This window comes from Nostoc sp. KVJ20 (genome assembly GCF_001712795.1).
Lineage (GTDB): Bacteria > Cyanobacteriota > Cyanobacteriia > Cyanobacteriales > Nostocaceae > Nostoc.
Genome location: NZ_KV757577.1, coordinates 1 through 24,934 on the forward strand (window position 1 = coordinate 1; position 24,934 = coordinate 24,934).

Annotated in this window: 22 protein-coding genes, 1 tRNA gene and 1 pseudogene; 15 read left to right on the forward strand and 9 right to left on the reverse strand. The window is 42.3% G+C overall.

Features of this window, described 5'->3' with window-relative positions; genetic code table 11:
* Positions 1-662: 662 nt before the first annotated feature.
* From A4S05_RS07305 to A4S05_RS07320, 4 genes are all read right to left on the reverse strand, one after another.
* Positions 663-1,049, reverse strand: coding sequence for a hypothetical protein (locus A4S05_RS07305; RefSeq protein WP_069069167.1), 387 nt, complete (start codon positions 1,047-1,049; stop codon positions 663-665).
* A 188-nt stretch (positions 1,050-1,237) separates the two neighbouring features.
* On the reverse strand, positions 1,238-1,879 hold the full coding sequence (locus A4S05_RS07310) for a site-specific integrase (RefSeq protein ID WP_370684410.1): 642 nt from the start codon (positions 1,877-1,879) through the stop codon (positions 1,238-1,240).
* Between the two features lie 154 nt (positions 1,880-2,033).
* Positions 2,034-2,104 (reverse strand) — tRNA-Cys (locus A4S05_RS07315).
* 207 nt (positions 2,105-2,311) lie between these two features.
* A complete protein-coding gene (locus tag A4S05_RS07320) occupies positions 2,312-2,902 on the reverse strand; it encodes a chromophore lyase CpcT/CpeT (protein ID WP_069069168.1) in 591 nt (196 codons plus the stop codon).
* 214 nt (positions 2,903-3,116) lie between these two features.
* On the opposite strand from A4S05_RS07320, the gene A4S05_RS07325 reads away from it, so the two are divergent.
* The 4 genes from A4S05_RS07325 to A4S05_RS07340 all read left to right on the forward strand — a co-directional run bounded on the left by A4S05_RS07325 (position 3,117) and on the right by A4S05_RS07340 (position 6,945).
* Positions 3,117-4,346, forward strand: coding sequence for a tetratricopeptide repeat protein (locus tag A4S05_RS07325; RefSeq protein WP_069069169.1), 1,230 nt, complete (start codon positions 3,117-3,119; stop codon positions 4,344-4,346).
* A 164-nt stretch (positions 4,347-4,510) separates the two neighbouring features.
* The gene (locus A4S05_RS07330; RefSeq protein ID WP_069069170.1) at positions 4,511-6,040 is read left to right on the forward strand and encodes a YifB family Mg chelatase-like AAA ATPase; all 1,530 of its coding nucleotides are present in this window, start codon (positions 4,511-4,513) and stop codon (positions 6,038-6,040) included.
* A 123-nt stretch (positions 6,041-6,163) separates the two neighbouring features.
* Positions 6,164-6,532, forward strand: a complete 369-nt coding sequence (locus A4S05_RS07335; RefSeq protein WP_069069171.1) for a hypothetical protein — start codon at positions 6,164-6,166, stop codon at positions 6,530-6,532.
* The gene (locus tag A4S05_RS07340) at positions 6,529-6,945 is read left to right on the forward strand and encodes a type II toxin-antitoxin system VapC family toxin (protein ID WP_069069172.1); all 417 of its coding nucleotides are present in this window, start codon (positions 6,529-6,531) and stop codon (positions 6,943-6,945) included. Before A4S05_RS07335 ends, A4S05_RS07340 begins: the two co-directional genes overlap by 4 nt.
* Positions 6,946-6,967: 22 nt before the next feature.
* Here the strand turns inward: A4S05_RS07340 and A4S05_RS07345 are convergent, their stop codons facing one another.
* Positions 6,968-8,323: an AAA-like domain-containing protein gene (locus A4S05_RS07345; protein ID WP_069069192.1), complete on the reverse strand. Its 1,356-nt coding sequence runs from the start codon at positions 8,321-8,323 to the stop codon at positions 6,968-6,970.
* A gap of 338 nt (positions 8,324-8,661) precedes the next feature.
* Between A4S05_RS07345 and A4S05_RS07350 the strand changes: the two genes are divergently transcribed.
* From A4S05_RS07350 to A4S05_RS44165, 3 genes and pseudogenes are all read left to right on the forward strand, one after another.
* Positions 8,662-13,545 carry an AAA-like domain-containing protein gene (locus A4S05_RS07350; RefSeq protein ID WP_069069173.1) on the forward strand — a complete coding sequence of 1,628 codons (4,884 nt, stop codon included), beginning with the start codon at positions 8,662-8,664 and terminating at the stop codon, positions 13,543-13,545.
* A gap of 230 nt (positions 13,546-13,775) precedes the next feature.
* A complete protein-coding gene (locus A4S05_RS07355; RefSeq protein WP_141699666.1) occupies positions 13,776-14,237 on the forward strand; it encodes a hypothetical protein in 462 nt (153 codons plus the stop codon).
* 143 nt (positions 14,238-14,380) lie between these two features.
* A pseudogene (locus A4S05_RS44165) lies at positions 14,381-14,524 on the forward strand (hypothetical protein); the annotation flags it as partial.
* On the opposite strand, the gene A4S05_RS07360 reads toward A4S05_RS44165, so the two are convergent.
* The gene (locus tag A4S05_RS07360; protein WP_069069175.1) at positions 14,465-14,749 is read right to left on the reverse strand and encodes a hypothetical protein; all 285 of its coding nucleotides are present in this window, start codon (positions 14,747-14,749) and stop codon (positions 14,465-14,467) included. The pseudogene A4S05_RS44165 and the gene A4S05_RS07360 sit on opposite strands and share 60 nt — an antisense overlap.
* Positions 14,750-14,873: 124 nt before the next feature.
* Between A4S05_RS07360 and A4S05_RS07365 the strand changes: the two genes are divergently transcribed.
* The 4 genes from A4S05_RS07365 to A4S05_RS07380 all read left to right on the forward strand — a co-directional run bounded on the left by A4S05_RS07365 (position 14,874) and on the right by A4S05_RS07380 (position 18,843).
* Positions 14,874-15,890, forward strand: a complete 1,017-nt coding sequence (locus A4S05_RS07365; protein WP_069069176.1) for a YihY/virulence factor BrkB family protein — start codon at positions 14,874-14,876, stop codon at positions 15,888-15,890.
* A 91-nt stretch (positions 15,891-15,981) separates the two neighbouring features.
* Entirely contained in the window at positions 15,982-16,539 is a 558-nt protein-coding gene (locus tag A4S05_RS07370) for a DUF421 domain-containing protein (protein ID WP_069069177.1), read from the forward strand.
* Between the two features lie 40 nt (positions 16,540-16,579).
* The gene (gene purB / locus A4S05_RS07375) at positions 16,580-17,875 is read left to right on the forward strand and encodes an adenylosuccinate lyase (RefSeq protein WP_069069178.1); all 1,296 of its coding nucleotides are present in this window, start codon (positions 16,580-16,582) and stop codon (positions 17,873-17,875) included.
* 416 nt (positions 17,876-18,291) lie between these two features.
* Positions 18,292-18,843 (forward strand): DUF4126 domain-containing protein, encoded by a 552-nt coding sequence (locus A4S05_RS07380; protein WP_069069179.1) that lies wholly within the window; start codon positions 18,292-18,294, stop codon positions 18,841-18,843.
* A gap of 239 nt (positions 18,844-19,082) precedes the next feature.
* On the opposite strand, the gene hemH is transcribed toward A4S05_RS07380, so the two are convergent.
* Positions 19,083-20,249, reverse strand: coding sequence for a ferrochelatase (hemH, locus tag A4S05_RS07385; protein ID WP_069069180.1), 1,167 nt, complete (start codon positions 20,247-20,249; stop codon positions 19,083-19,085).
* 93 nt (positions 20,250-20,342) lie between these two features.
* Here hemH and A4S05_RS07390 point away from each other — a divergent pair, with 93 nt between their 5' ends.
* Together A4S05_RS07390 and A4S05_RS07395 are read left to right on the forward strand one after the other, a co-directional pair.
* The gene (locus A4S05_RS07390) at positions 20,343-20,966 is read left to right on the forward strand and encodes a class I SAM-dependent methyltransferase (RefSeq protein ID WP_069069181.1); all 624 of its coding nucleotides are present in this window, start codon (positions 20,343-20,345) and stop codon (positions 20,964-20,966) included.
* A gap of 544 nt (positions 20,967-21,510) precedes the next feature.
* Positions 21,511-22,533 (forward strand): (S)-8-amino-7-oxononanoate synthase BioU, encoded by a 1,023-nt coding sequence (locus tag A4S05_RS07395; protein WP_069069193.1) that lies wholly within the window; start codon positions 21,511-21,513, stop codon positions 22,531-22,533.
* On the opposite strand, the gene A4S05_RS38630 is transcribed toward A4S05_RS07395, so the two are convergent.
* Positions 22,526-22,711, reverse strand: coding sequence for a hypothetical protein (locus A4S05_RS38630; protein WP_084227019.1), 186 nt, complete (start codon positions 22,709-22,711; stop codon positions 22,526-22,528). The two genes, A4S05_RS07395 and A4S05_RS38630, sit on opposite strands and share 8 nt — an antisense overlap.
* On the opposite strand from A4S05_RS38630, the gene A4S05_RS07400 reads away from it, so the two are divergent.
* Complete coding sequence (locus A4S05_RS07400) at positions 22,704-23,612, forward strand: alpha/beta fold hydrolase (RefSeq protein ID WP_069069182.1); 909 nt, start codon at positions 22,704-22,706, stop codon at positions 23,610-23,612. The two genes, A4S05_RS38630 and A4S05_RS07400, sit on opposite strands and share 8 nt — an antisense overlap.
* 97 nt (positions 23,613-23,709) lie before the next feature.
* Here A4S05_RS07400 and A4S05_RS07405 read toward each other — a convergent pair whose 3' ends face one another.
* A complete protein-coding gene (locus A4S05_RS07405) occupies positions 23,710-24,078 on the reverse strand; it encodes a BON domain-containing protein (protein WP_069069183.1) in 369 nt (122 codons plus the stop codon).
* A 270-nt stretch (positions 24,079-24,348) separates the two neighbouring features.
* Between A4S05_RS07405 and ilvN the strand changes: the two genes are divergently transcribed.
* Entirely contained in the window at positions 24,349-24,867 is a 519-nt protein-coding gene (gene ilvN / locus A4S05_RS07410; RefSeq protein ID WP_069069184.1) for an acetolactate synthase small subunit, read from the forward strand.
* Positions 24,868-24,934 lie beyond the last annotated feature (67 nt).

Genomic DNA, 24,934 nt, shown 5'->3' on the forward strand with positions numbered 1-24,934 from the left:
GCTCGCAGACTCGCTAACGCTGCGCTATCGCCCTTGGGAGAAGACCGCGCTGGCTCCCCTTAATAAGCTACGTGTACACACAAGTCCTAAAAACCTAGCTTGATAAGCATTTCCTCGTTCCCAGTCTCCGACTGGGAATGCATTCATTGAGTCTCTGACTCAATATCTGACTAGAGGCAGAGCCTCTAATCAGGCATTCCTATGCTCTGCATAGGAACGAGATAAACCAGCGAACAATGAGAAATTGATCTTTTTTTGACTTGTGTGTACACTGTAGCCTTTTCAAGGGGGGATTAAGGGGGGTAATTTGACTTGTGGGTACACCGTAGTTACCAAGGGAAAGTGACGCAGGCGGTGGAGTTTTTTTATGCGTCTTCATAAAGAATTGGTATAACCTTTACCCTTTAACCTTTCCCCCAAACCCAATTCCGAGTTCAAAATGCTTATCCGGGAACTGTTGGATCTGTCCATCACTGCTGGAGAGTTTGTCATTCAGGAATCCCACAGTCAACGCATGTTTTACCCCAGAAATACCTATTGGGGTAAAAACCTCTACTAGTTAGAGAGACGCGATAAATCGCCGTCTCTACAAGGAATTTATCTATTAATATATTTATTGATAGACTACTACCTTACATTTCAGTGCTGGGTGCTGAGTAACTTTAAGAAGTACTCAGTACTTCTGCACTACGGTAAAAGCCCCGCAAGAGTGTGGGCGAAATCAACAATCGAGAGAATGCCATAAAAGTGCCTAGAAAACAGGCACTACCAGAACAGTTGGGTGTATATCCGATCTCCACATAATAGGAAGAAGTATCACCCCCTCCTTGAACATAGAGTTGTTGTGAATCAGAAGGTAGTTCACTGGGAAGTAAAATTGGTAATGTAGTTGTCTGGCGCAACTGAGGTACAATCTCTTGCAAAAGAGGAGCAACTGAGTTTTGTTCTTGAGCGATCGCACTTGACGTTCCTATGAATAGAGGTATCGCTACAGGCATGAGAGTACAGCCAATCAAAGCTAGATTGGTTATTTGTGTATTAACCTTCATATATTTAGTATAACTAAATACATTACTCTCTAGATGTAGCCTTTCTTTATTTGGCAGAAAACAATGATTTTACGGAAAAATAACTTGATCCGTCTTTTTGAGACTTGAACGCTTCGAGTAATTAAGCACATAACATAATTCTGCATCAAATCAAAAAAGGCGATCGCCTATATTTTAATTCAAAAAATTTATAATTCTGGCACTTGTAGGTTACGTTTATTACCTGCGTAATGCTTGTAAATAATTTCTGGAGAGTTACCAACCCACCTTCCTACATCCTTCGCATCAATATCAGCTTCCAGGCAAAGAGTAATAAAAGTGTGTCTGCATTGGTAAGGTTTACGATATTCGGTGACTACACCCTGTTTTACAAGTTGAGTTACAATTCCATCTATATGTGTACCACGATGATTTTTGTAACCTTTCCAGGCATGATTTAGAAAATCTCCAAAGTCTACTATGCCGCCTTTCTTGCTTCTAAAGATAAAATCATCCGGGTTACAGTTCTCAGGTTTGATAGAGTCTAAAATTTCACGTTGCTGATTATTAATCGGAAAACGTCTTTGGCTTTGGGTTTTTAATCCATCTTTGAGGGCTAACCCTTTAGTACTGATTGTAATTGCTTGCTCAAAGGTAATGTATTTATCACTGATATGCTTCCATTGTAGAGCGATCGCTTCTGATGGCCTGCACCCAGTAAAAAACAATAATTTTACCAAAGGAACATAGTAGCTGTAGAGTTTGCTCTCCTCAAATGCTTGAATTATGCTATCTCGTTCTTCCTTAGTAAATGGATTGATTTCATATTCTGCTGATTCTGACTTCGGTATCTGAAGGGTAAAAACCTCTACCTTACATTTTTACCCCAGTTCTTTACCCAAACTACCCAAAATAACACCGAAAATCTCTGAAGGCTTTGAAAGTAAGCCTTTAACGCCCAATAAAAAAGGGCTTGAAAACCCTGTAGTACTTATATTTATTAAAAGGCGGCACCCGGATTTGAACCGGGGGTGGAGGTTTTGCAGACCTCTGCCTTACCACTTGGCTATGCCGCCACAGCGGGATTCCCGAAACTACTCTAATCTTTTTAAGATATTTTAGTAGGCATTGGGCGCTAGTTAAACCATGATAGCATAGGATTCTGAGGTAGAGATAGTGGGTTAACTGGATGTTTCTAGTAGTCTTTAGGCGATCGCTAGAAAATCCTAATGACGGGTTGACTATCTGCACAAAAAACTCTTAGCAGATTAGAGTTATGAGTTTTAAAATTTTACTTCATCGGCAAAATTACTCCAACGGACAAAGTGAAAGGGGCCGGCGATAGAACCCCAGAGACGTTCGTCGGTGTCTAAATCTCTTCCCCGGTCGAGGCTGAAAAATTCTTTAGCGTCAATCTCAAATTCGTTATCCAGATAAGTATTTTTGCCGTCACGTACAACTATGCAGCCTTTACCAGGTTCAACTCTGCCTTTGAAGCTCTTACCTGTCCACTCTACAATCATGTTGCAACCTGACATTTTTTCCAATTGCTCAACAGACAACTCTTTGAGGCGTTCGGGTTCACGAGATGCACCGTAAAATTTTTGTTCTTCTTTAACGGTGTAGTGTTCAATAGCAATGTGGTTTTCTGCCTGTATCAAATTCATTACCCGCATCCGGTAGGGTTGATTGAGCATAAAATCATAAGCTTGTTCGAGAAACAAACTTACCCCTGAGAACAATTCCAAGGGAAGAGGACGGATACAGACGCGGATATGGGCATAAAAAGGCGGATTTTCAAAAGCTTGTTCTTGATTGCTAAAGTCAGCTGCCATCCAGCGGGCTAGAGTGGCGATATCAGTGGAATGAGTCATTACAAAACGATTAACTAGTTGCTTAAAAATTATCTAGAATTATTTTGACACTTTCTCGACTCAAAAATCCCGCCTGCGATACCTTTGGTCGGCTTTGCCTACGCAATTATTGAATTAGATATAAGATGGATGCTCTAACTGTAGAAAATCAGGATGCTTTAGATGAATCGTAGAATTACCTTATGTAACCAACTCAAGGCAAAGTGAAGTACCCATGCTGAGGCGCTTAATTGTAATCGTTACTGCCACTATACTCTTTAGCAGTTCCTTGACGCTGGCACAGAGTAAGAAGCCCAAACCACCGGATAAATTTCCTCCCAGTCCTCTTGAGATTACCACACCTGATCCACTGCTACCACGATCGCCTAAAGATAAACAGCCGTTAACTCTCCAAGAACGACAAAAGTTAGAGCCAGCCTTAGATGCGTTAAATCAAGAAGCTGCGGCGAAACTGCAAGCAGGGGATAAAGTAGGGGCGTTTGAAATTTGGAATCGAGAATTACGCTTGCGGCGATTTTTTGGTTCATTAGCAGAGGTGCAAGCACTATCACGAGTTGGAGCGATCGCTTGGAATCAAAATGACGGACAAGAAGTACAATATATTACTCAACGATTGCAAGCGATTCAAAAGCAGACCCAATCTCAGAAAACAACTGCTCCAATTGATTTAGAATTGTGGCGATCGCTAGGTCAAGCTTATCAAAATGTGCGATCGCCTAAACTAGCTCTGGAAGCTTACGACCAAGTTTTGCTAGTAATACGACAGCAACAAGATACAACAGCCGTCGTAGAAACCCTCAAAATAATTGGAGAACTACATTTGAGTTGGTTTGATTATCCCAAAGCTGCGCCAATCTACGAAGAATTATTGAGTTTAGCTACTGCCCAAGGTGAACGTGTAAACGAGGTAACGTATCTGCAACGACTAGCTTACATCTACGAGCAGAGCCAACAACCACAGCAGTCATTGAATGTACTTAATAAACTAGTAGAAATTTATGTCAATGAGAATAAGCTTACTGAAATACCAGAATTAAAACTAGCGATCGCCTCAGATTATGAACTTCTAGCCAAGAAAGATCCTAACTTACTGCTAGAAGCTTTTAACAATTATCAAGAAGCTTATACCACTGCTTGGCAATTACAGGAGTATGCTCGTGCTGGTGAAGCTTTGCAGAAGCTAATTGCGTTGTACCGTTCTCAAGGACAAACAGACGAGGCTTTGCAGGCTAGCCAAATTCTTGTGCAGACACAGACGCAAGCTGCAAATTTTTACGGAATGATGCAAGCTTATGACCAAATTGGGCAATTGTATCTAGAACGCAAAGAGTTTCCTCAAGCACTAACAGCTTTTCAAAAAGGCTTAGAACTGGCACAACAACTCAAACATGAGGAAGCATACTTTACCGGACAAATTGAAAAACTCTCGAAAGCAAATTTTTAATTGATACTACAGTTTGGCACTACTGCCAAACCAAGACTGCCAATAAATTGGGAAGCCTACATTTGCTGCAAGCGGTAAGTGGAGAAATCGTCTATGTGGTTTCACTAATGCCAATCTACCAACTCATTTGTTAGAGATTTGAAAGGTTTACTCTTATATAAGAAATGCTTGCTAGAGTCTGGAGTGCATCAATTGTGGGCATCGATGCCGTTAAAGTAGGCGTGGAAGTCGATGTTTCAGGAGGATTACCGGGAATTGTTGTCTTGGGACTGCCAGATTCAGCGATTCAAGAATCAAGAGAAAGAGTCAAAGCAACTTTGAAAAATGCTGGCTTTGCCTTTCCGATGCGAAAGATAGTAATTAATTTAACTCCGGCAGATTTACGCAAAGAAGGCCCCTGTTTCGATTTGCCTATTAGTGTGGGAATTTTGGCGGCTTCTGAGCAAGTTAGCGCTGATTTATTGGGGGATTATCTATTTTTGGGTGAAGTCTCTTTGGATGGCAGCTTACGCCCTGTGGCTGGTGTATTACCGATCGCAGCAGCAGCCCAAAAGATGGGAATTGCCGGTTTAGTTCTCCCTGCTGATAATGCCCAAGAAGCGGCAGTAGTCGAAGGCTTGGCTGTTTTCGGTTGCAAACATTTGTCTGAGGTGGTGGATTTTTTAAATAATCCGGGGCGTTACAAACCTGTACAGATGGATAGTACAACGGAGATAACAAAAGAATCTTATCCTGGCGCAGATTTGCATGATGTGAAAGGACAGGCTCACGCGCGTCGTGCTTTAGAAATTGCTGCGGCTGGTGGGCATAATCTCATTTTTGTCGGGCCGCCCGGTAGTGGTAAGACGATGTTAGCAAGGCGCTTACCGGGAATTTTACCGCCTTTAAGCTTTGCCGAATCTTTGGAAGTGACTCGCATTCATTCCGTGGCTGGTTTACTGAAAAATCGTGGTTCATTGGTACGCGATCGCCCTTTTCGCAGTCCCCACCACTCGGCATCTGGGCCTTCGCTTGTGGGTGGTGGTAGCTTCCCTCGTCCTGGAGAGATTTCATTATCTCACAGAGGTGTACTTTTTCTAGACGAGTTGACAGAATTTAAACGAGATGTTTTAGAATTTCTGCGTCAACCTTTAGAAGATGGCTACGTCACAATTTCCCGCACCAAATTATCGGTAATGTTTCCTGCACAGTTTACTTTGGTGGCGAGTACTAATCCTTGTCCATGCGGTTACTATGGCGATACCATCCAACAGTGTACTTGTTCTCCCCGCCAACGTGAGCAATATTGGGCCAAACTTTCTGGGCCATTGATGGATCGAATTGATTTACAAGTTGCAGTGAATCGCTTGAAACCAGAAGAAATTACCCAACAACCTACCGGAGAAGCATCAACATCAGTCCGCGAACGGGTTCAACAAGCAAGCGATCGCGCCATTACCCGCTTTCAAGGAGAAGCAAATCTGCGTTGTAATGCCCACATGCACAGTCGTCACCTCCAGAAATGGTGCAAACTAGATGATGCTAGTCGGAATTTATTAGAAGTAGCAATTAGAAAATTAGGTTTATCGGCAAGAGCTAGCGATCGCATTCTCAAAGTAGCACGGACTATTGCAGATTTAGCGGCAGAAGATGAGCTACAAACCAATCATGTGGCGGAAGCGATTCAGTATCGCACGATAGATAGAATGCAGTAGTTTTCTTGGATGATGGCTTAAATCTGTTAAAGGTTGACGCAGATAGTTCGTGCTACCTACCAGCAGCTAGAACAGCAAGGCTAAAGCTATGATTCTAATAAATGAGTTCAGAGTCCAAACTTTATGAAAATCAGCACAACAGCAGAATCACATTTAAAAGTCAATATTTTGCTGGAAACTAGAGAAGATGGTAGCGCGATCGCATCTATTTTAGAACTTCCACAGTATCGTGTCGAAGCAGCAAATCGTGAACAGGCGCTCTTGAAACTTAACCAGCTTTTGGTTCAACATCTGGAAAAAATTGAAGTCATTCCGATGGAAATCGAATTGCCTCAAACTAAGCAATCTCAAAAACCTTGGATGAAATTTGCGGGAGTATTTAAAGATGATCCAGACTTTGATATAGTTCAGCAGTATATTGAAGAATATCGTCAAGAATTGGATACTACTGAGAATGCAGTAGATTCTAGTACGCAGAGGGAAGCAAGTTGAGTCTTTGGATTCTCGATACTGATAGCGTTTCTCTTTTCCAGAGAGGAAATGTAGAAATTGCTCGTCGCCTAAATATGATTGACGCTAGCGAAATAGCGATTACAATTGTCACTGTCGAAGAACAACTTCGTGGACGATTTCAAGTTATTCGACGAGCGGGTGCTAATGATTTGGTTTCGGCTTATGAGAAACTACAGGTAACGTTTGATAGTTTGAAAAGTTTCAATGTTTTAAGATTTACTCCTGAAGCACAAGCATTATATACGAATCTAATCAATCAAAAGATTAAAGTTGGTCGGCAGGATTTACGGATTGCCGCGATTGCTCTTTCGGTAAATGGAATTTTGGTTACACGGAACAATCGGGACTTTTGTCAAGTACCCAATCTAGTTTTGGACAATTGGACTTTATAATTTGATCGCTACAGTGATTCAGTTATACTCCCCAAAAGTTTTGGAAGTATTGTCGGTAAAGTTCACAGCTACAAATCACGCCCTCACTGGTAATTTTGACTAGACCGATAGCTTCTAGTTTATATTGGATTTCTGACTTTAAAGACACTGGTTCATCTACAGTAACAACTTCTTTCATCGCATCGGCAAGTTCTGGTTGTTCCGTTAAAATTTGTCCTAGACGGCGGAGATAATTTGTGTAAATACTCTTAGCCGTAAAGGCAGTTTGTGTGAGTTCATCAAATGTAATGTCGCGATTAGCAATCCGATACATAGCTAAACGTAACAAAAAGGGATGACCGCCACCGATCGCCATTAATTGATCAACTTCTACAGATGTCCAAGACAAATAATGGCGATCGGCTAATGTTTGAACCTGTTCATGCGTAAACTCAGGCAGTTCGATTGTGATACCTACATTAAAAGGCGATTGATTGAGATCGATTGGAACAACATATACTTCCGTTGAGTGAGCAATAACTAATCGAAGATTTTGCAGGATATTACTGCGCTTTCCAGCTTCGTGAATTGATCGTAGGAATCCCAAAAAATCGCCATAAATATGAGCATACTTAAATACAATATCGATTTCATCTAAGCCAAGTGTCAGCGGTTGACGCAAATCTGGTAATAAGTGAGTTTCAAAATATTCTTGAGTTCCCAGATTGCTACCAACCATCGCCACTAAATTCTGATATGCACTTACGTTGATCGAGTGTTTTGCTCGTAGTGCTACGCTGTTACAAAACCATCGGAGAAAACTATCGGAATCAGTAAACGCTTGTTGAGTAGCTTGCTGGAGACTTAGATAAACGATTTGATCGCCCTGGTGCTTGGCACGATCAAGAATTCGTGTCGCCAGCGAAGACTTTCCCATTTGTCGAGGCGCTTTGATGCGAATTAGGGCAGTTGGCTTACTGATTTCGGCAAAACAATGCTCCTCATGGGGCGGACGTGAAATATAAAATGGTGATGAAAGCGGAACTTCTCCTTCCGGTGTTTCCAAAACTGGGCTGGATGAAGGAGGCGCAATCGGTAAAGGATTGATTCGCTCAATATCCGGCTCTACAAGGGCTTTTGGCATATCTGGTTCTAGTTGAGTAAAGTTAGGCAAGTCTGCGGCTGATCGCCAATCATCTATTCCTAATCCCTCACATATCCTTTGAAAGTATGATCGATCAACTTTTTTACCCTGTAAAAATTTAGAAACGGTCGCTTGAGACATCATCAAATGCTCTGCAAAATCGGCTTGGCTAAAGAAGCCATTTCTCAATAACAAAGTTTGAACGTGAGAAACGCAATTTGGACGTAATTTGATAGAACCTCTAGAACCCTGCATAACTTCGGAAAATACTGATATTTTATTAAAAGCATACAACAAAGTTTTAAGTAAGGGAGTGAAATTATATATGACATGCAATTTTGTTTGGTAGTAAGTTATGAAAGCCTTTACCGCAAAGGTTTCAAGGTCTGAAACACCTAGAACAAAATACATATTTCTTCATGCGTGCTGACTTAATCACAAGTCGATAGCAAGTCGATAAAAAGTCATTGAAAACAAAAATTTCTTGAGGCTGAACTTAGGGATTGGGAAGGTTTGATAGAGTTTAGGGACTTTCTAACCGTTAGAAAGTTTCATTGAAAACGCAATCGATTATTGATTAAGGCAAGACAACCATGACCAAACACTATGAGTATAAAGTTGGTGGCAGCCTCCCCGTAGATGCCCCAAGTTATGTGGTGCGACAAGCTGATACAGATTTCTATGAAGGATTGAAAGTGGGTGAATTTTGCTACGTCTTCAATTCGCGGCAAATGGGTAAAACCAGTTTGCTTGTTCGGACAATGGAAAGGCTCAAGGCAGACGGAATTGCTTGTACAACCATCGATTTACAGGGGCGTGGGGGTTCCCAACTTCAGATGGAACAGTGGTACAACGGGATTGCCTACACCTTAGTCAAAGATTTTCGCCTTGGAGATCCCCTCACTTTCCTACAATCTTGGTGGGCTGATCGAGAAATGCTCACACCTACGCAGCGGTTAGCAGAAATGATTGAGACGGTTTTGCTGCCCTCGGTTCCCGAAAAGATTGTGATTTTTATTGACGAAATAGATAGGATTCTCAGTCTAAAATTACTAACCAGCGATTTCTTTGCATTCATCCGAAGTTGCTACGAAAAACGCAAAGTCAATTCAATTTATAATCGCCTCACCTTTGCCTTAATTGGTGTTGCTACTCCTGATGAACTGATACCCGATAAACATCGAACACCTTTCAATATTGGTCGTGCCATTCAATTGACGGGATTTGAACTGGATAAAGTTTCACCTCTAGCAAAAGGACTAGAAGACAAAGCCGATGATTCCCATACTGTGCTGCGGGAAGTGCTGTCTTGGACAGGTGGACAACCCTTTCTGACTCAAAAGCTGTGCAGTTTACTAGCAAAATCGGAATCAAAAATTCCACTGGGAGATGAAGCGAAGCAGGTTGAGTACTTTGTTAGATCGCATTTTATAACTAATCCTGAATCAGATGTATCAGTGCATTTGAAGTACATTCGCGGTCGCATTTTGCTGCGGGAAGAAACCGTGATTCGAGTACTAGAACTCTATCAACAAATTTTGCAGCAAGGCATGATTGTTGCTGATGACAGTTTCGAGCAAATGGCGCTACGTCTCACGGGACTTGTTGTCGAGCAGCATAGGCAGTTGCGGGTTTACAACCACATCTATGCCTTAGTTTTTGATCGAGACTGGGTGAATGAATCGCTCACAAATCTCCGTACCTATGCCAAAGAGATGAATGCCTGGTTAGAGTCCAGCAGAAGCGATGAATCTTGCTTATTGCGAGGTGAGGCACTGATAATGGCTCAGAATTGGGTGGTGGGAAAACGATTAGGCGATCGAGATTATGAATTTCTGCGGGCAAGCGAAGATTTACAACGTCGAGAAATTGAACACGAGTTGGCAACGCAGAGACACGCGAATGAAATTTTGGCAGCAGAACGCCGACAAGCAGAGCTTAAGTTACAAGAAGCGAAGCAAAATTTGCAACAGGTTCAACAACAAACCAATCGAGTTATTCGTCGTGGGCGTGTTAGTGCGATTGTCGCAGGTGCGATCGCTGTGGCATTTGGCGCTTCTGCATGGGCTGGATATATAGAAGTATTGAATGCAAACACAGAATTAGATCGGGCGAATGAAAAAGTGTCGAAGGTAAACACGAAATTAAGTCGGGCTAATTCCGAATTAATCAAAGCCAAAGGAGAAACTAAAACTCAAAGAGAATTTGCTGAACGGATGAATCTACAAGTTAAAAAGTCACAGAAAGAATTTAATACTAAACGTTACGAACTCAGTACTGCCATAGACAAAATTACAAATGCTCAGAATCAAAATGCTTTTTTACATGAGAGAAACCGGGAACAATCATTAGACTATAATAATTTATTAGCTGCAACTAACAGTATGCGATTGAGTTTAATGACTACAAAATCAGATTTAAAAGAGGCAAATGCAAAAGAAAAAGATGCTTATGAAGTATTAGCAAAATTAATAGAAAATGCCAGAGCTTTAGAAACCTTTAATGAAGGACAACAAGTAAGTGCTTTGTTGATGTCAATGAAAGCTAATCAAGAATTAAAAACTATACCTAAGTCTGATAAATTCCTCGACAAAAATTCATTAAATAATCCAGCTATAGTTCTACAACATATTCTCGATAACATTAGAGAAAAAAATGAATTTAGTATTGGAGGAATTCTTATAAAAAGCTTGAGCATCAGCCCTGACTTTAAACAAATTATCACGGTTGGTGACTCCGAAAAAATTCAAATTTGGGACAGCCAAGGAACTCAATTATCTGAAACTGATGTTTCAAAGGTTTACAAAGCTATTCTCAGTCCAGATGGGCAATATATTGCTACAGTTGTAAAGGGAACAGTTTGGCTCAGGGATAAAACCGGAAAGAGAAAAATTGTTGAACTTAAAGGACATAATAAAAATGTTAATGATGTTAGCTTCAGTTCAGATGGACAGAAAATTGCTACTGCTGGAGAAGAAGGCGTTGTCCGCATCTATTCCATATCTGGTAAACTTATACATGAGTTTAAAGCCGAACCAAATCGGCAAATTTGGACTGTAAGTTTTAGTCCAGACAGAACGCATCTGGTAACGCTTGGGTTCGATCAAGGCAATACTATTAAAAACAGTGCCATCAAAATTTGGAGTCTTTCTGGACAAGAAATTGGGCAGTTAGACAAAAGCAAGATTGGAGAATTAAATAAAAAAAATCAATTTGAATTTAATACATTTACATTCATCTATAACAAAGAAAACAAACAAAAACCCCAAATTGTGACAGGTGATAATCAAGGTTATGTTCGATTCTGGGACTTTTCTGGACAACCTTTGAATGGATTGGGATTTCAAGCTGCTCAGAGAGAGGTTCGTGAATTGGCAATTAGTCCCAATGGTAAATTATTTGCAACAATTGGTGACGTAGACCCGGTGGCGAAAGTTTGGGATTCGCAGGGCCAGCAATTGCTAGAACTCAGAGGTCGTCGAGGTGGGGTAAGCAGAATTAAATTTCATGCAGATGGCAAGCAATTAGTGATGGCGGATGGTGTTGACACAATTCAGTTTTGGGATGTTTCTAGACACTTATCGATTGCCTCTTCAAAACATCGCGATGGAGTTGCAGCTCAGTTTAGTCGTGATGGTAAATTGATTCTCACTTTTGGAAATGAAGGTAATCTGATTGTTCAGGATCGACTGAGTATTGTCCAGGATCGACCGGATAAAGTTGTCTATGAATATTCAGGCAATCCCGGCGATGCAAATAATGCTAGCTTTAGTCCAGATGGCAAGTGGATTGCCCAAGTCAGCATGGATGGCAAGATTCGGCTTCATAATCTTGTCACTCGTAAATCTCAAGAGTGGACAGGACACCCAAATGCTACTCTCCTTGGTATCGCCTTTACACCTGATGGGCGCTACTTTGCTACAAGCGGACAGGATTACACTGTAAGGCTTTGGGATCTCTCTGGCAAGCAGGTTGCTGTGTTCGAGCATGGCTCTTGGGTTTGGGATATCAGTTTTAGTAATGATGGACGCACCCTTGCAACCGCAGGAACAGATGGTCACGTCAAACTTTGGGATTTCAATCCAATAACGGCGAGCAACAAAGGGCTAATACGTGATGTCAAAGTTTCTGCCGAATCTCTGATGACCGTCAGTTTCAGTCCTGTTGGTGAGCAGTTTGCAACCGCAGGATACGACGGAATTGTTAGAGTGTGGAATCGTTCAGGAAAGAAACTATCAGAATTGCAACCTCAATCTGAGCGTATCTTCCGCTTAAGCTTTAGTCCAGATGGAAAACACATAGCAACGGCAGGATTTGACGGTACTGCTCAAGTTTGGGATTGGAGATCCCAAAAGCAGTTTGCTCTATTGTATATGGGGCAAGTCCATGTCTATACTGTAAGTTTTGCTCCCGATGGAGAAATTGTTGTGGGAGCAGGGGATGGAAGTGTAAGAACGTGGAAACCCAAAGAACTAAAATTGAGTACGCTTCTCAATGAGGGTTGTGATTGGCTTACTAATTACTTCATTGCCAAGCCTGAAAAATTATTAGATATGAGAGTTTGCCAGAATAATTATATTCTTCAACAGACCTCACCAGCCCTTATTGTCAAAGGTCAACAGATAGCAAAGAAAAGCGACGTTGAAAAAGCTGTCAAACTTTTTAAACTCGCTCAACAAGGCAATCGTCAATTACTATTAAATCCTGAATCTGAGGCGCAAAAATATAAAACACTTGGTGAGGCTGAGGCTCTTTACTATGAGGGTAAGCATCTGGCTTTTGATAAACGCTATAAAGAAGCTATCTCAAAATACAATCGCTCACTGCAACTCAATCCTAATCATGATAAAGCACTCACTGCTAAAGCGCTCACTTCACGGGCCCATGCTTTGTGGAGTTTATATGGCAAGGAGCGAGAAGAAGAAATTTTGGCAGATTTGGAACAGGCAATTAAGCTAGATCGTAAGATAGCATCGGCATGGGTTCAACAGGGTTCCTACTATGGAATAATAGGAAAATATGAAAAAGCACTGCCAGACCTCAATCAAGCAGTTGAACTAGATCCTGGTAATGACGATGAAGCAATCTACATGCGAGGTTTTCTTTATTACTTAGCAGCGAGCAATCAGGGAAAATTAGGAGAATTTAGTAAAGAGGAACTGTATCGAAAAGCGCTGGAAGATTTCAATCGAGCGATTGACCTTAATTCAGTCGATCAGGAGGCATATTCTGGACGTGGACGAGTTTATGAGGATCTAGGTGATCAGGCACTATCAAACTACGATCGCGTGATTGAAATCAATTCAGCCGATCAGGAGGCACTTTCTGGACGTGGACGAGTACATGAGGCTCTAGGTCTCTATGATCAGGCACTATCAGACTACGATCGCGCGATTCTACTAAACTCAAATGACAAAGACACGTTTAATTTACGCAAGAATCTGCAAGAACGGAAACAGCAATTACAACAGGAATAAAACAATCATTACATAATAATAACTCAATCAAAAGTTAATCATTGCGCGAAGAACTTTGAGCCGAACGCAGACACGCCCTAACTATATTGGAAGCATCCAATTCAGGAGAAGCTTCCATGTTGAATAAAACCTTCAGATCCTTTTCATTTAGTCTCGCGGCTCCCGTTGTAGCATCAACTCTTTTGTTCTCAAGCTTGCCGAGTTTTGCATTTGGATTGAGCAATAATTCAATGCGATCTCAACAACTCTTGACTCAGCTTACTGCGAATAAAACTTACACCAGAGAGCTTTATTCAATTGGGATGCCGGGTGAAATACTTGAAGAAACACCTGAAATGTTATTGTCTTACAATGAAGCAACTGAAACTGTATACATCATTCTGGAAACATCTGTTTCGTCAGAAATTGAATCTCTAAACGAGCAAGAACTTCAGGATAAGATGATGGCGGGTTTTCAATCAGCTTTTAGTAGTGAGGGTGAAACACAAGGTACTATTACTCAAAGTAAAGCCCTTAAGTATGATAAGCACCCTGCTCTTGAGGTGATGGTTGAACACAAAGATGGCACTACAGGCAACTATCGGATGACACTTGTGGGCGATCGTCTTTTTATTTTGGGAGCAAGAACACCAAAGCAACTGACACTAGAGAGCCAAGAATTTTTCAACTCCTTCTTGCTCAGATCCAACTAGCTTTGTTTTTATAAAATGAAGCGGCATTGCTGATTAATAGTATGAAAATTTCAAGCATCGGTGCATAGACACAAAAATAAAGACTGAGTTTTCATTCTTTTTTGTAAGAGTTTGGAAACATTCATACTCAAATTCAGCAATGCCAAAAATTAGGATTATCAGCCAGAGCAAGCGATCGCATTCTCAAAGTAGCACGGACTATTGCAGATTTAGCGGCAGAAGATGAGCTAAAAACAAATCATGTAGCGGAAGCGATTCAGTATCGCACAATCGACAGAATGCAATGAAAGGTTGGTTATACCAATTTTAAAAAAGAATGCCAAAAATAGACCATTTGTAGAGACGCGATTCATCGCGTCTTTACCCAAGGATGTGTTGCAATCATTAATTGAATTGGTATTAAAAACCAATACGCCTGGGTTAAGGGTTATTGGTGTAGATAATTGGTCTTTGAAGACGCGATAAATCGCCGTCTCTACAAGTGTTTTGGTCTGATCTGAACTGTATTGCACTATAAAATTCTAAATTCCTCCTCCAGAATGCTGCATAAACTCCCTTGGGAGGATGTCACCACCCAGTCAATCAGTATCCAATATATCAGGGACTAAGCAACATCCCTAGAAGGAGACTGATTGGATGAATTTGCAAGCAATTTGGAAGCTTTTCCAAGAGACATTTAAAGAATGGAGTGAGGATAAAGCCTCACGGTTAGCGGCGGCGTTGGCTTATTACACAATTTTTTCTATTGCACCATTGCTAATTATTGTAATTGCGATCGCAGGGGCAGTATTTGGAGAAGAGGCGGCAAGGGGTCAAATCGTCGGACAGATTCAAGGTTTAGTCGGCCAAGATGGCGCAGAATTTATCCAAACAGCTATTAACAATGCTAACAAACCACAGACAGGAGCGATCGCTTCCATTATTAGTGTTGTAGTTTTGCTCTTAGGTGCTACTGGTTTATTTACTGAGTTGCAAGATTCCCTCAACACGATTTGGGAAGTGAAACCGAAACCTGGACGCGGTGTAACTAACATTATTCGCCTACGCTTTTTGTCCTTTGCAATGGTGATCGGTATTGGTTTTTTACTATTAGTTTCTCTAGTAATTAGTACAGCCTTAGCAGCATTAGTAACATACTTTAGCAACTTGCTCCCAGGTCTTGATTTTATCTGGCAGATTCTCAATTTCATCCTCTCTTTCGCCATCACTACATTCCTGTTCGGACTCATTTTTAAAGTCCTACCAGATGTCAAAATTGCTTGGAGTGATGTTTTAATTGGAGCTATGCTCACCTCCTTTTTATTCTCCATTGGGAGATTTTTATTAGGACAGTATTTAGGTAATGGCAGTTTCGGTTCAGCTTATGGTGCAGCTGGTTCACTGGTAGTAATCTTAGCTTGGGTTAACTATGCCGCACAGATTCTTTTCTTCGGTGCTGAATTTACCCAAGTTTATTCCAGAAGATATGGCAGTGGCATAACTCCAACTAAACACGCCATCCCTATATCTGATAACACGGAATATAATGGCACGGCTCCAAAGGGGCAATCATCAACTAATAAAAAGCCATTTTCTCGCTTGATGAATCGTTTCTTCCAGTCTTTTAGAAAGCCCAAACGCTTACAACAGAGAAGAAAAAATCCGCGATTTTAATCAGTTTCAAACCCTGACTTAAAGCCTGTTTTACGCAAATAACCTTATACTGGATTTTTTCCAGTATTCTATTGAACCAGGGAGAAAATCAGTGGTAACGGAAAAATGGTTTTTCATCGATTGGCAGGCAATTTTTGTTCCTAGTATCAGCGTCTTTGAGTTGATTATCCGTGGTTCGTTGGTCTATTTAGCGCTGTTCTCGGTGCTACGTGTACTTCCTAGCCGACAACTCGGAACACTAGGAATCACTGATTTACTCGTAGTTGTGCTATTTGCTGAAGCTGCTCAAAATGCTATGGCAAGTAATTATACATCGATTACTGAGGGTGCTATCCTGGTAGGAACTGTGATTTTTTGGAGTTACTTGCTGAACTGGTTAGGTTACAAACTTCCTCGATTCCAACGTTTTATGAATCAGCCACCGCTGCTATTGGTAAAAAATGGTCGGATGATTGAGCGTCATTTGCAACGAGAGTTAATTACAGATGATGAATTGATGAGCAAGTTACGTCAGCAAGGTGTAGAATTTATAACCGATGTGAAGTTTGCATATATGGAGGCTGATGGCAGGATTAGTATCATCATGTCAGATGCAAAAACTAGTTCCGTCCCTCAGCAAAAAGTAGCATTAAAAAGTGATCTACATTAATTAGACTGTAGAATATGACGGTTGTATTCTGTGCCGAACTGTGATTGAGCGTTATACTTTGCCCGAAATGGCTAATCTGTGGAGTGAAGCCTATAAACTAAAAACTTGGCTGGAAGTCGAAATTGCTGTTTGTGAGGCTCAAGCTGAACTTGGTTACATTCCATCTGAGGCGGTTGAGGAAATTAAAGCCAAGGCAGATTTTGACCCGAAGCGGGTACTGGAAATTGAGGCTGTAGTCCGCCATGATGTCATCGCTTTCTTGACAAATGTCAATGAATATGTTGGTGATGCCGGACGCTATATTCACCTGGGTTTAACTAGCTCGGATGTTTTGGATACGGCTTTAGCATTGCAATTGGTTGCCAGCCTGGATCTATTATTGCAACGTCTGGAAGATTTGATTCAGGTAATTCGCCAAAAAGCACGGGAACATCGTCATACAGTGATGGCTGGCCGATCGCATGGTATTCACGCTGAACCGATTACTTTTGGTTTCAAGCTAGCTGGTTGGTTAGCAGAAGTGTTGCGACACCAAGAACGCCTGAGAATACTCCGCCAAACGATCGCAGTGGGTAAGATTTCCGGTGCAGTGGGAACTTATGCAAATGTTGAACCCCGTGTAGAAGCGATCGCTTGCGAAAAACTCGGACTCAAACCCGATACAGCCTCAACCCAAGTTATTTCCCGCGATCGCCACGCCGACTACGTGCAACAATTAGCTTTGGTAGCCGCATCCATCGAACGCTTTGCTGTAGAAATTCGCAATCTGCAAAAAACAGACGTTCTGGAAGTTGAAGAATTTTTCGCCAAAGGTCAGAAAGGTTCCTCAGCAATGCCACACAAGCGCAACCCCATCCGTTCGGAACGCCTGACGGGAATGGCACGACTCGTCAGAAGTCATGCCGGTGCAGCTTTAGAAAACGTTGCCCTTTGGCATGAGCGGGATATTTCCCACAGTTCTGTAGAACGAGTAATTTTGCCAGATGCTTGCACTTTGACTCACTTTATGTTGTCAGAAATAACCGACTTGGTGAAAAACCTGTTGGTCTATCCTGAGAACATGGAACGGAATCTCAACTGTTATGGCGGGGTTGTGTTTAGCCAAAAAGTGCTACTGGCTCTGATAGATAAGGGAAGCAAGCGAGAAGATGCTTATGCGATCGTTCAAGAAAGCGCTCACGCTGCTTGGAACAAAGCAGAAGGCAACTTCCAAGACTTGATTAGCAAAGACCCGCGTGTTACTCAAAAGTTATCTCCAGAAGAACTAGAGGTCTGTTTCGACCCCCAGCAACATCTCCAGCATTTAGAAGAAGTTTACCAACGATTAGGTATTTAGGATTAATTTGCTTGTAGTGAGCGCTTAAGCGCTTACTACTAACTTGTTACCCAAAAAATACGCAGATATTACAAAAAAGATATATATGACTCTTATTTGATTTTTGAAAAAACACCTTACAACTCAAAAAGCCTTCTTGCTTATTGCCTATTGCCTATTGCCTATTGCCTATTGCCTATTGCCTATTGCCTATTACCTATTGCCTATTGCCTATTGCCTATTGCCTATTGCCTATTGCCTATTGCCTATTGCCTATTGCCTACCCACGCAAGTAAGTTCAAAAATCAAAGCAGATTCCTATATAAAGATACCAACAAAATTTAGTATTGCAATTTGTTTAATGCTGGAATTATTGCTCATAGTGGGTAGTATACACAACAAATACTTACTTATTTATTAGTGTTACCAGTGCTTTGATGATTGAAATCCTAGCCACACTTTCTGCATCTGCCGCAGCAGGAATGAGAATAGGCATACCTTTGCTAATTATTGGACTATTGCAGGGTAGTAACTTATGGTCGCAAGTTCCAATTTTATCTCACATTTCTCCACCAATATTATTAGGCTGCCTCACCAGTTGGTCATTAATTGAATTATTAGTCTCAAAAAAACTATGGGGGCAAAGATTGCTCCAACTGATTCAGTTATTTATGTCTCCCCTCGTGGGCGCAATTATGGGTTTAGGAGTAGCTACCGCAACAGCAACGCCAAACTGGCTGATTGCCATAATTGGGGGTTTGCTAGCTTTGGTACTCCAGTTAGTCCAAGTTGGTTGGTTCTATCGGTTACGTGGCTTACCGTTGTGGGCAGTATTTCTTCAAGATACCTTGTGTATTGCTTTAGTGCTTTTTGCCTTTGATGCTCCCTGGCAAGGAGGAGTAATTGCTTTAATACTGCTCTGGTTTGCAGTTCGTAGTGCTAAACAGTGGTATGGCTGGTATAACAAGGGTACAAGGCGTAGGGCGTAGGGCGTAGGGCGTAGGGCGTAGGGCATGGGGCATTGGGCATGGGGCATGGGGCATGGGGCATGGGGCAAGCATAGAAGTCTAAAAATCAGGCTTCCTTTGATGGCTATGTCATCCCCAACGGGGTACAAAACTTTTTATAACGGAGACGCTATGCAAACGGAAGGACAAAGGAAGATTTTTCCAATGCCCAATGCCCAATGCCCAATACCCAATGCCCAATCCCCAATCCCCAATGCCCTTTATTGCAAAAGCCCAATCATGTGCAAAAAGCCATGACCAGTAATTAGCTCTACGATTAAGGCAATAAAACCGAGCATCGCAATCCGACCATTCCATACTTCAGCGCTAGTCGTCAGACCCCACTCCCAACGCTCTTGAGGGTACATCTTTACCATTTTTTTCATTTGAGCAGCTTGGGAAAGCTTGAAACTGGGGTTTCTCAACGCATCGATCACTAATTCGGCTAGTGCATTAATAAATACTGGATGGGTATTAGGAGCCGGTACGCGACGGAAGTTGTGAATTCCTGATTCTTCGGCTACTTCCCGATACTCAATATCGATTTCTTGTAGTGTCTCGATATGCTCTGAGACAAAACTAATTGGCACGACAACCAAATCTTTCACGCCTTCTGCGCCTAGTTCTTTGAGAGCATCTTCAGTATAGGGTTGGAGCCATTCTACTGGGCCGACACGGCTTTGGTAAGCTAAGGTGTGGGCATTGGGCCGATTGAGAGTCTGCATAATCAACGCAGTACATTCTTCAATTTCCGCCTGGTAAGGGTCGCCTGCTTCCTCAACGTAGCTTTTCGGAACGCCGTGAGCGCTGAAGAATATATGAACCTCATCCGGGTTAGGGAATTGCTCAAGTTCCTGGGCTATGAGTTGCGCCATTGCTTGCAGGTAGCCTGGTTGTTTGTACCAAGAAGGAATGACTGTGTAATCAATTGGTTGAAGTTTTGGGTCTTCTTGCCAAAGCTTTTCTAAAAGCCGGAAGCTGGAACCACTGGTACTGATAGAAAACTGGGGATATAGTGGTAAGATTACCAGGTGTTCTACCTTATCTTGGCTGATCTGTGCGATCGCCTCTTCTGTATAGGGATGCCAATAACGCATTCCCACATAAATATCAACTTCTTGCCCCAAAAAACCTAACTGTTCTTTTAAAGCTTCACCTTGGGCTTCTGTGATCCGCCGCAATGGTGAACCACCACCGATTTGCTTATAATTTTCTTGAGATGTTCTGGTTCGCCGCGTGGCAATAAACCAGGCTAGGGGTTTTTGCAACCAGCGAAATGGTAGGCGAATAATTTCCGGATCGGAAAATAGGTTGTATAAAAACGGCCCGACATCCTCTAGCTTATCGGGGCCACCGAGATTGAGTAATAAGACGCCTACACGACCCATAGCAGTTACTTTCCCCCAATCTTTTCAGGTTTTTTACTAATGTTAACAATATATCTTTATTAAATATAAAGCTTAATAGCAAGGAAATATGCAATGGCAACAATTTTAAGAGATTGGAGTTACCGCTATCAGTGGTTATATGATGGTATCTCTCGTTTAGCAGCCTTAAGTGTAGGTGGTGAAGCTCGTTTTCGGCAACTTGCTTTGCAAGGCTTAACAATTCACTCAGATACTCACATATTAGATTTATGTTGCGGCAGTGGACAAACGACGGAATTTTTGGTAAAAATTTCACAAAATGTAACAGGATTGGACGCTTCACCTAAGTCTTTACAACGGGCGCGGCAAAATGTACCCTCAGCTTCATATATAGAAGCTTTTGCCGAGGAGATGCCATTTGCAGATAATCTGTTTGATGTGGTGCATACCAGCGTTGCATTACACGAGATGCAGCCTCAGCAATTACGAAAAATTATTAATGAAGTTTATCGAGTACTAAAAGCAGGAGGGGTGTTTACACTAGTGGATTTTCACGCTCCAACAAATCCGATATTTTGGCCTGGGGTATCAGTGTTTTTATGGTTGTTTGAGACGGAAACAGCTTGGGAATTGCTCAAAACTGATTTAGCTGAGTTGTTAACTAAGACTGGCTTTGATGTAGGTGAGCCAACTTTATATGCAGGTGGTAGTTTACAAGTAATACAGGCGAAGAAGTGAAGGTTGAAGGAGGCAGGAGGCAGGAGGTTTTACGGCGTTGCTGAATCAAGGGATGATTCTTGTAGGGTGGGCGTCTCGCCACTGGTGTCAACTTAAGCCAAAAATAGCGTACTGATTGGGTGTTGTTCACCCGCCAGGGATTGTAAATCCCTGACTAATTGCTCAAGTCTACTGAAGTAGACTGAAAATTTTTGCGCTATGAAGTCCTCTTCAGAGGACTTTAGCTATGAGACAGGGATTTACAATCCCTGGCGGACGTGTGGTTTCGCGTTAAGTTGACACCAGTGGCAAGATGCTCATCCCACAAAACTAGCAAAATCATCCTGCAAATATGCAACGCCGATTTTACCTCAGTTGGGGCCAAGACCTGTCTGGTCGCGGCAGGAAACAGATAAATATCTGCAATATCAAGCCAAAGAACCCAGGATAATGAATCATAATTAATCTCTATAGCTTTGAGCTATCAGCGATCAGCCACCAGTTAAAAGCCGGAAGCTGAGATGCAGAATGCCAAAGGCTTTTGATTCAACTTAACGAATTGACTATGAATTCTGAACAAATCAAAAATTCTCTAAATATTTCACCAGCGATACGCGTGGGAGTACTGGGTTTCGGCGGACTCGGACAAGCAGCCGCCAAGGTAGTTGCTGGCAAACGGGAAATGATTTTAGTCGCAGCAGCAGATCAAAAAGGCTACGCTTATGCTGCTGACGGTTTAAATACTGAAAAATCCATTGCAACCTATCAATCCGAAGGTTCGGTGGGTTATTTAGAGCCAGTTGGGACATTAACAAATCAAAGTATTCAGGATTTAATCGAAATAGCTCAACCTGTAGATGGGTATTTTTTGGCTTTACCCAACCTACCTAATGACTTTATTCCCACTGTAGCCAAGCAGTTTATCAAATCTGGTTGGCGTGGGGTATTAGTAGATGCGATTAAACGCACCACTGCTGTAGAACAACTCCTCGCGATGAAAGAGGAACTGCAAGCCGCTGGGATTACCTACATGACAGGATGTGGTGCTACACCTGGACTACTAACAGCAGCAGCAGCTTTAGCCGCCCAAAGCTACGCCGAAATTCATCAAGTTGAAATTACCTTTGGGGTGGGAATTGCTAACTGGGAAGCTTACCGCGCCACTGTTCGAGAGGACATCGGCCACATGCCTGGTTACACAGTGGAAACTGCTAGGGCGATGACTGACGCGGAAGTAGAAGCACTACTAGATAAAACTAATGGCGTGCTGACATTGACAAATATGGAACATGCTGATGATGTGATGTTAGAAGTGGCAGGGATAGTGGGGCGCGATCGCGTTACAGTTGGTGGTGTAGTCGATACCCGCAATCCCAAAAAGCCCCTCAGCACCAATGTGAAGGTAACAGGACGTACCTTTGAAGGGAAGATTTCTACCCATACTTTTACTCTTGGAGATGAAACCAGCATGGCAGCAAATGTCTGCGGCCCTGCTTTCGGCTATCTCAAAGCTGGTAGACAATTGCACCAACGCGGCATCTATGGAATATTTACCGCAGCTGAAATTATGCCGCAATTTGTTAAGTAAATAGGGAATGGGGAATGGGGCATGGGGCATGGGGAATAGGTTCAAGAGTTTTCCCCTCTACACCCCGCCCAATTCCCAATGCCCAATGCCCAATGCCCAATGCCCAATCCCCAATCCCCAATCCCCAATTCTTATAATGGGATTTCAACGCTGATAAATCGGAGGTAAGTGTGACCACTACAGTACACTGGCAGGAACGAGTTGGTAATCAAAGAGATTGGATTTGGCACGGCTGGCAAACCCGCTACACTTACATTCGCCCTAGCCAAAATCACCACAATACAACACCTCTAATTCTGTTACATGGCTTTGGTGCTTCCATTGGTCATTGGCGACATAATTTAGAGGTGTTGGGTGAGCATCACACAGTTTACGCCATCGATATGCTGGGTTTTGGCGCTTCTGAAAAAGCCGCAGCTAATTACAGTATTGAACTCTGGGTAGAGCAAGTTTATGATTTCTGGAAAACATTTATCCGTCAACCAGCAATATTAATAGGCAATTCCAACGGTTCACTGATTTCTATGGCCGCCGCTGCTGCCCATCCTGATATGGTGGGGGGTATGGTGATGATGAGTTTACCAGACCCGTCTTTAGAACAAGAAGCAATTCCTCCTGTACTACGCCCACTTGTCAGAGCAATTAAAAATGTTGTCGCTTCGCCGTTAATACTTAAACCTGTGTTTAACTTCGTCCGCCGTCCTGGGGTGCTGCGCCGTTGGGCTAGTCTTGCCTACGCTAATCCAGAGGCGATTACCGATGAACTGATCGAAATTTTAGCAGGGCCTCCCCAAGACCGGGGTTCCGCTAGGGCATTTAGTGCTTTGTTCAAAGCTGCGATCGGAATTAATTTTAGTCCCAGTGTCAAGACAGTGTTACCAACCTTAACAATTCCGATGCTGTTAATTTGGGGACAAAAAGATCGGTTTGTTCCGCCAGCCCTTGCTAGCCAATTTGCCCAGTACAACGAGAAACTGGAAGTGCTGAATCTAGAGGATGTAGGGCATTGTCCCCATGATGAATGTCCAGAACAAGTTAACCAAGCGATTTTGGATTGGATTGAGAGATGGGTTGGCTGATCGCCAACCATTGGTTATTCTCTAATATTCCCTAAATATTATGCAGTGGGAGCGATCGCATTGATCGCATCACTAATACCTTTAAATTCTTTGACATCTAGCCAATCGTGGCTTGGTTAGTGTCAACATCTGTAGTTCCATGCACAGAATTAGCCACAGAAACCATCTTATTAAGAATTTCTTGACTAGGAACTTTACCTTTCAACACTACAGTGCTACCTGTTTGAGCTACCCAAAGGGTATTAACATCATCGAGTTGGGGATCTTCATCAAATGCCAACGCTACCCGCTTTGCCAACCCACTTTGGTCGTATTCTCCGTTTAATCCCAGACGTTCTGGGGGTATAGATTGAGTAGCAGTAGGTGAAACGCTAGTACTTGGAGCTTGCGGTATGGCCTGTGCAGTCGGATTTACTTGTGCATTTTGAGGTTTTTCCATTCCAAACAGTCTTTTTAACCAACTCATATAAACTTTTCTCCTAATTAAAGACTCATCAAACGTAAGTATAAAAGTTTTACAGAAGCTCGGCATCTGCCAATGAAAAGATATACATTCCATTCAATTCATGCTTGGAGTATGATTTCTGTCCAATTTATCTTTAAAGAATGCAATGAGTGCAACCATTAAGTTTAAAATAGAAGGTCGCACTAACAATTTAGTGCGGTAGTACCTCTAGCGTAGCCCTTAGCTAGTGTCTGCGTTACTCAATTCCTGCTCTAGCCTCTGTTGGCGAAGATGAAACATACTCTTTCGGTTCTTGTAGAAGATGAGGCGGGTGTTCTTTCCCGCATTTCTGGTTTATTTGCACGTCGCGGCTTTAATATTGAAAGCCTTGCTGTTGGCCCTGCTGAACAAGGAGGAGTCTCCCGAATTACGATGGTAGTCCCTGGTGACGATCGCGTTATCGAGCAACTCACCAAGCAACTGTACAAGTTAGTCAATGTCCTAAAAGTACAGGACATTACCGAAACTCCTTGCGTCGAGAGGGAATTGATGCTTTTGAAAGTCAATGCTAGTAGCAGCAATCGCTCAGAAGTGATCGAACTGTCTCAGATTTTCCGGGCGCGAGTCGTGGACGTGGCGGAAGATTCTCTCACCTTAGAAGTTGTGGGAGATCCAGGTAAAATGGTAGCGATCGTGCAGGTGTTGCAAAAATTTGGTTTGAAAGAAATCGCCCGCACAGGCAAAATTGCCCTAACTCGTGAGTCGGGCGTGAATACCGAGTTACTCAAATCTTTGGAAGCAAAGGTTTAGTTGGGAATTTAAATCAAGACTCAGAAATACTCAACAGCAAGCACATAAATCAAACGCAGTAGAAGTC

Bases quoted from the DNA above. Each gene is read 5' to 3' on its own strand.
- hemH (WP_069069180.1), bottom strand. From the start codon at position 20,249: ATGGGTCGTGTAGGCGTCTTATTACTCAATCTCGGTGGCCCCGATAAG.
- A4S05_RS07325 (WP_069069169.1), top strand. From the start codon at position 3,117: ATGCTGAGGCGCTTAATTGTAATCGTTACTGCCACTATACTCTTTAGC.
- A4S05_RS07345 (WP_069069192.1), bottom strand. From the start codon at position 8,323: ATGCAGGGTTCTAGAGGTTCTATCAAATTACGTCCAAATTGCGTTTCT.
- A4S05_RS07335 (WP_069069171.1), top strand. From the start codon at position 6,164: ATGAAAATCAGCACAACAGCAGAATCACATTTAAAAGTCAATATTTTG.
- A4S05_RS07305 (WP_069069167.1), bottom strand. From the start codon at position 1,049: ATGAAGGTTAATACACAAATAACCAATCTAGCTTTGATTGGCTGTACT.
- A4S05_RS07390 (WP_069069181.1), top strand. From the start codon at position 20,343: ATGGCAACAATTTTAAGAGATTGGAGTTACCGCTATCAGTGGTTATAT.
- ilvN (WP_069069184.1), top strand. From the start codon at position 24,349: ATGAAACATACTCTTTCGGTTCTTGTAGAAGATGAGGCGGGTGTTCTT.
- A4S05_RS07395 (WP_069069193.1), top strand. From the start codon at position 21,511: ATGAATTCTGAACAAATCAAAAATTCTCTAAATATTTCACCAGCGATA.
- A4S05_RS07330 (WP_069069170.1), top strand. From the start codon at position 4,511: ATGCTTGCTAGAGTCTGGAGTGCATCAATTGTGGGCATCGATGCCGTT.
- A4S05_RS07350 (WP_069069173.1), top strand. From the start codon at position 8,662: ATGACCAAACACTATGAGTATAAAGTTGGTGGCAGCCTCCCCGTAGAT.
- A4S05_RS07380 (WP_069069179.1), top strand. From the start codon at position 18,292: ATGATTGAAATCCTAGCCACACTTTCTGCATCTGCCGCAGCAGGAATG.
- A4S05_RS07355 (WP_141699666.1), top strand. From the start codon at position 13,776: ATGCGATCTCAACAACTCTTGACTCAGCTTACTGCGAATAAAACTTAC.
- A4S05_RS07365 (WP_069069176.1), top strand. From the start codon at position 14,874: ATGAATTTGCAAGCAATTTGGAAGCTTTTCCAAGAGACATTTAAAGAA.
- A4S05_RS07320 (WP_069069168.1), bottom strand. From the start codon at position 2,902: ATGACTCATTCCACTGATATCGCCACTCTAGCCCGCTGGATGGCAGCT.
- A4S05_RS07405 (WP_069069183.1), bottom strand. From the start codon at position 24,078: ATGAGTTGGTTAAAAAGACTGTTTGGAATGGAAAAACCTCAAAATGCA.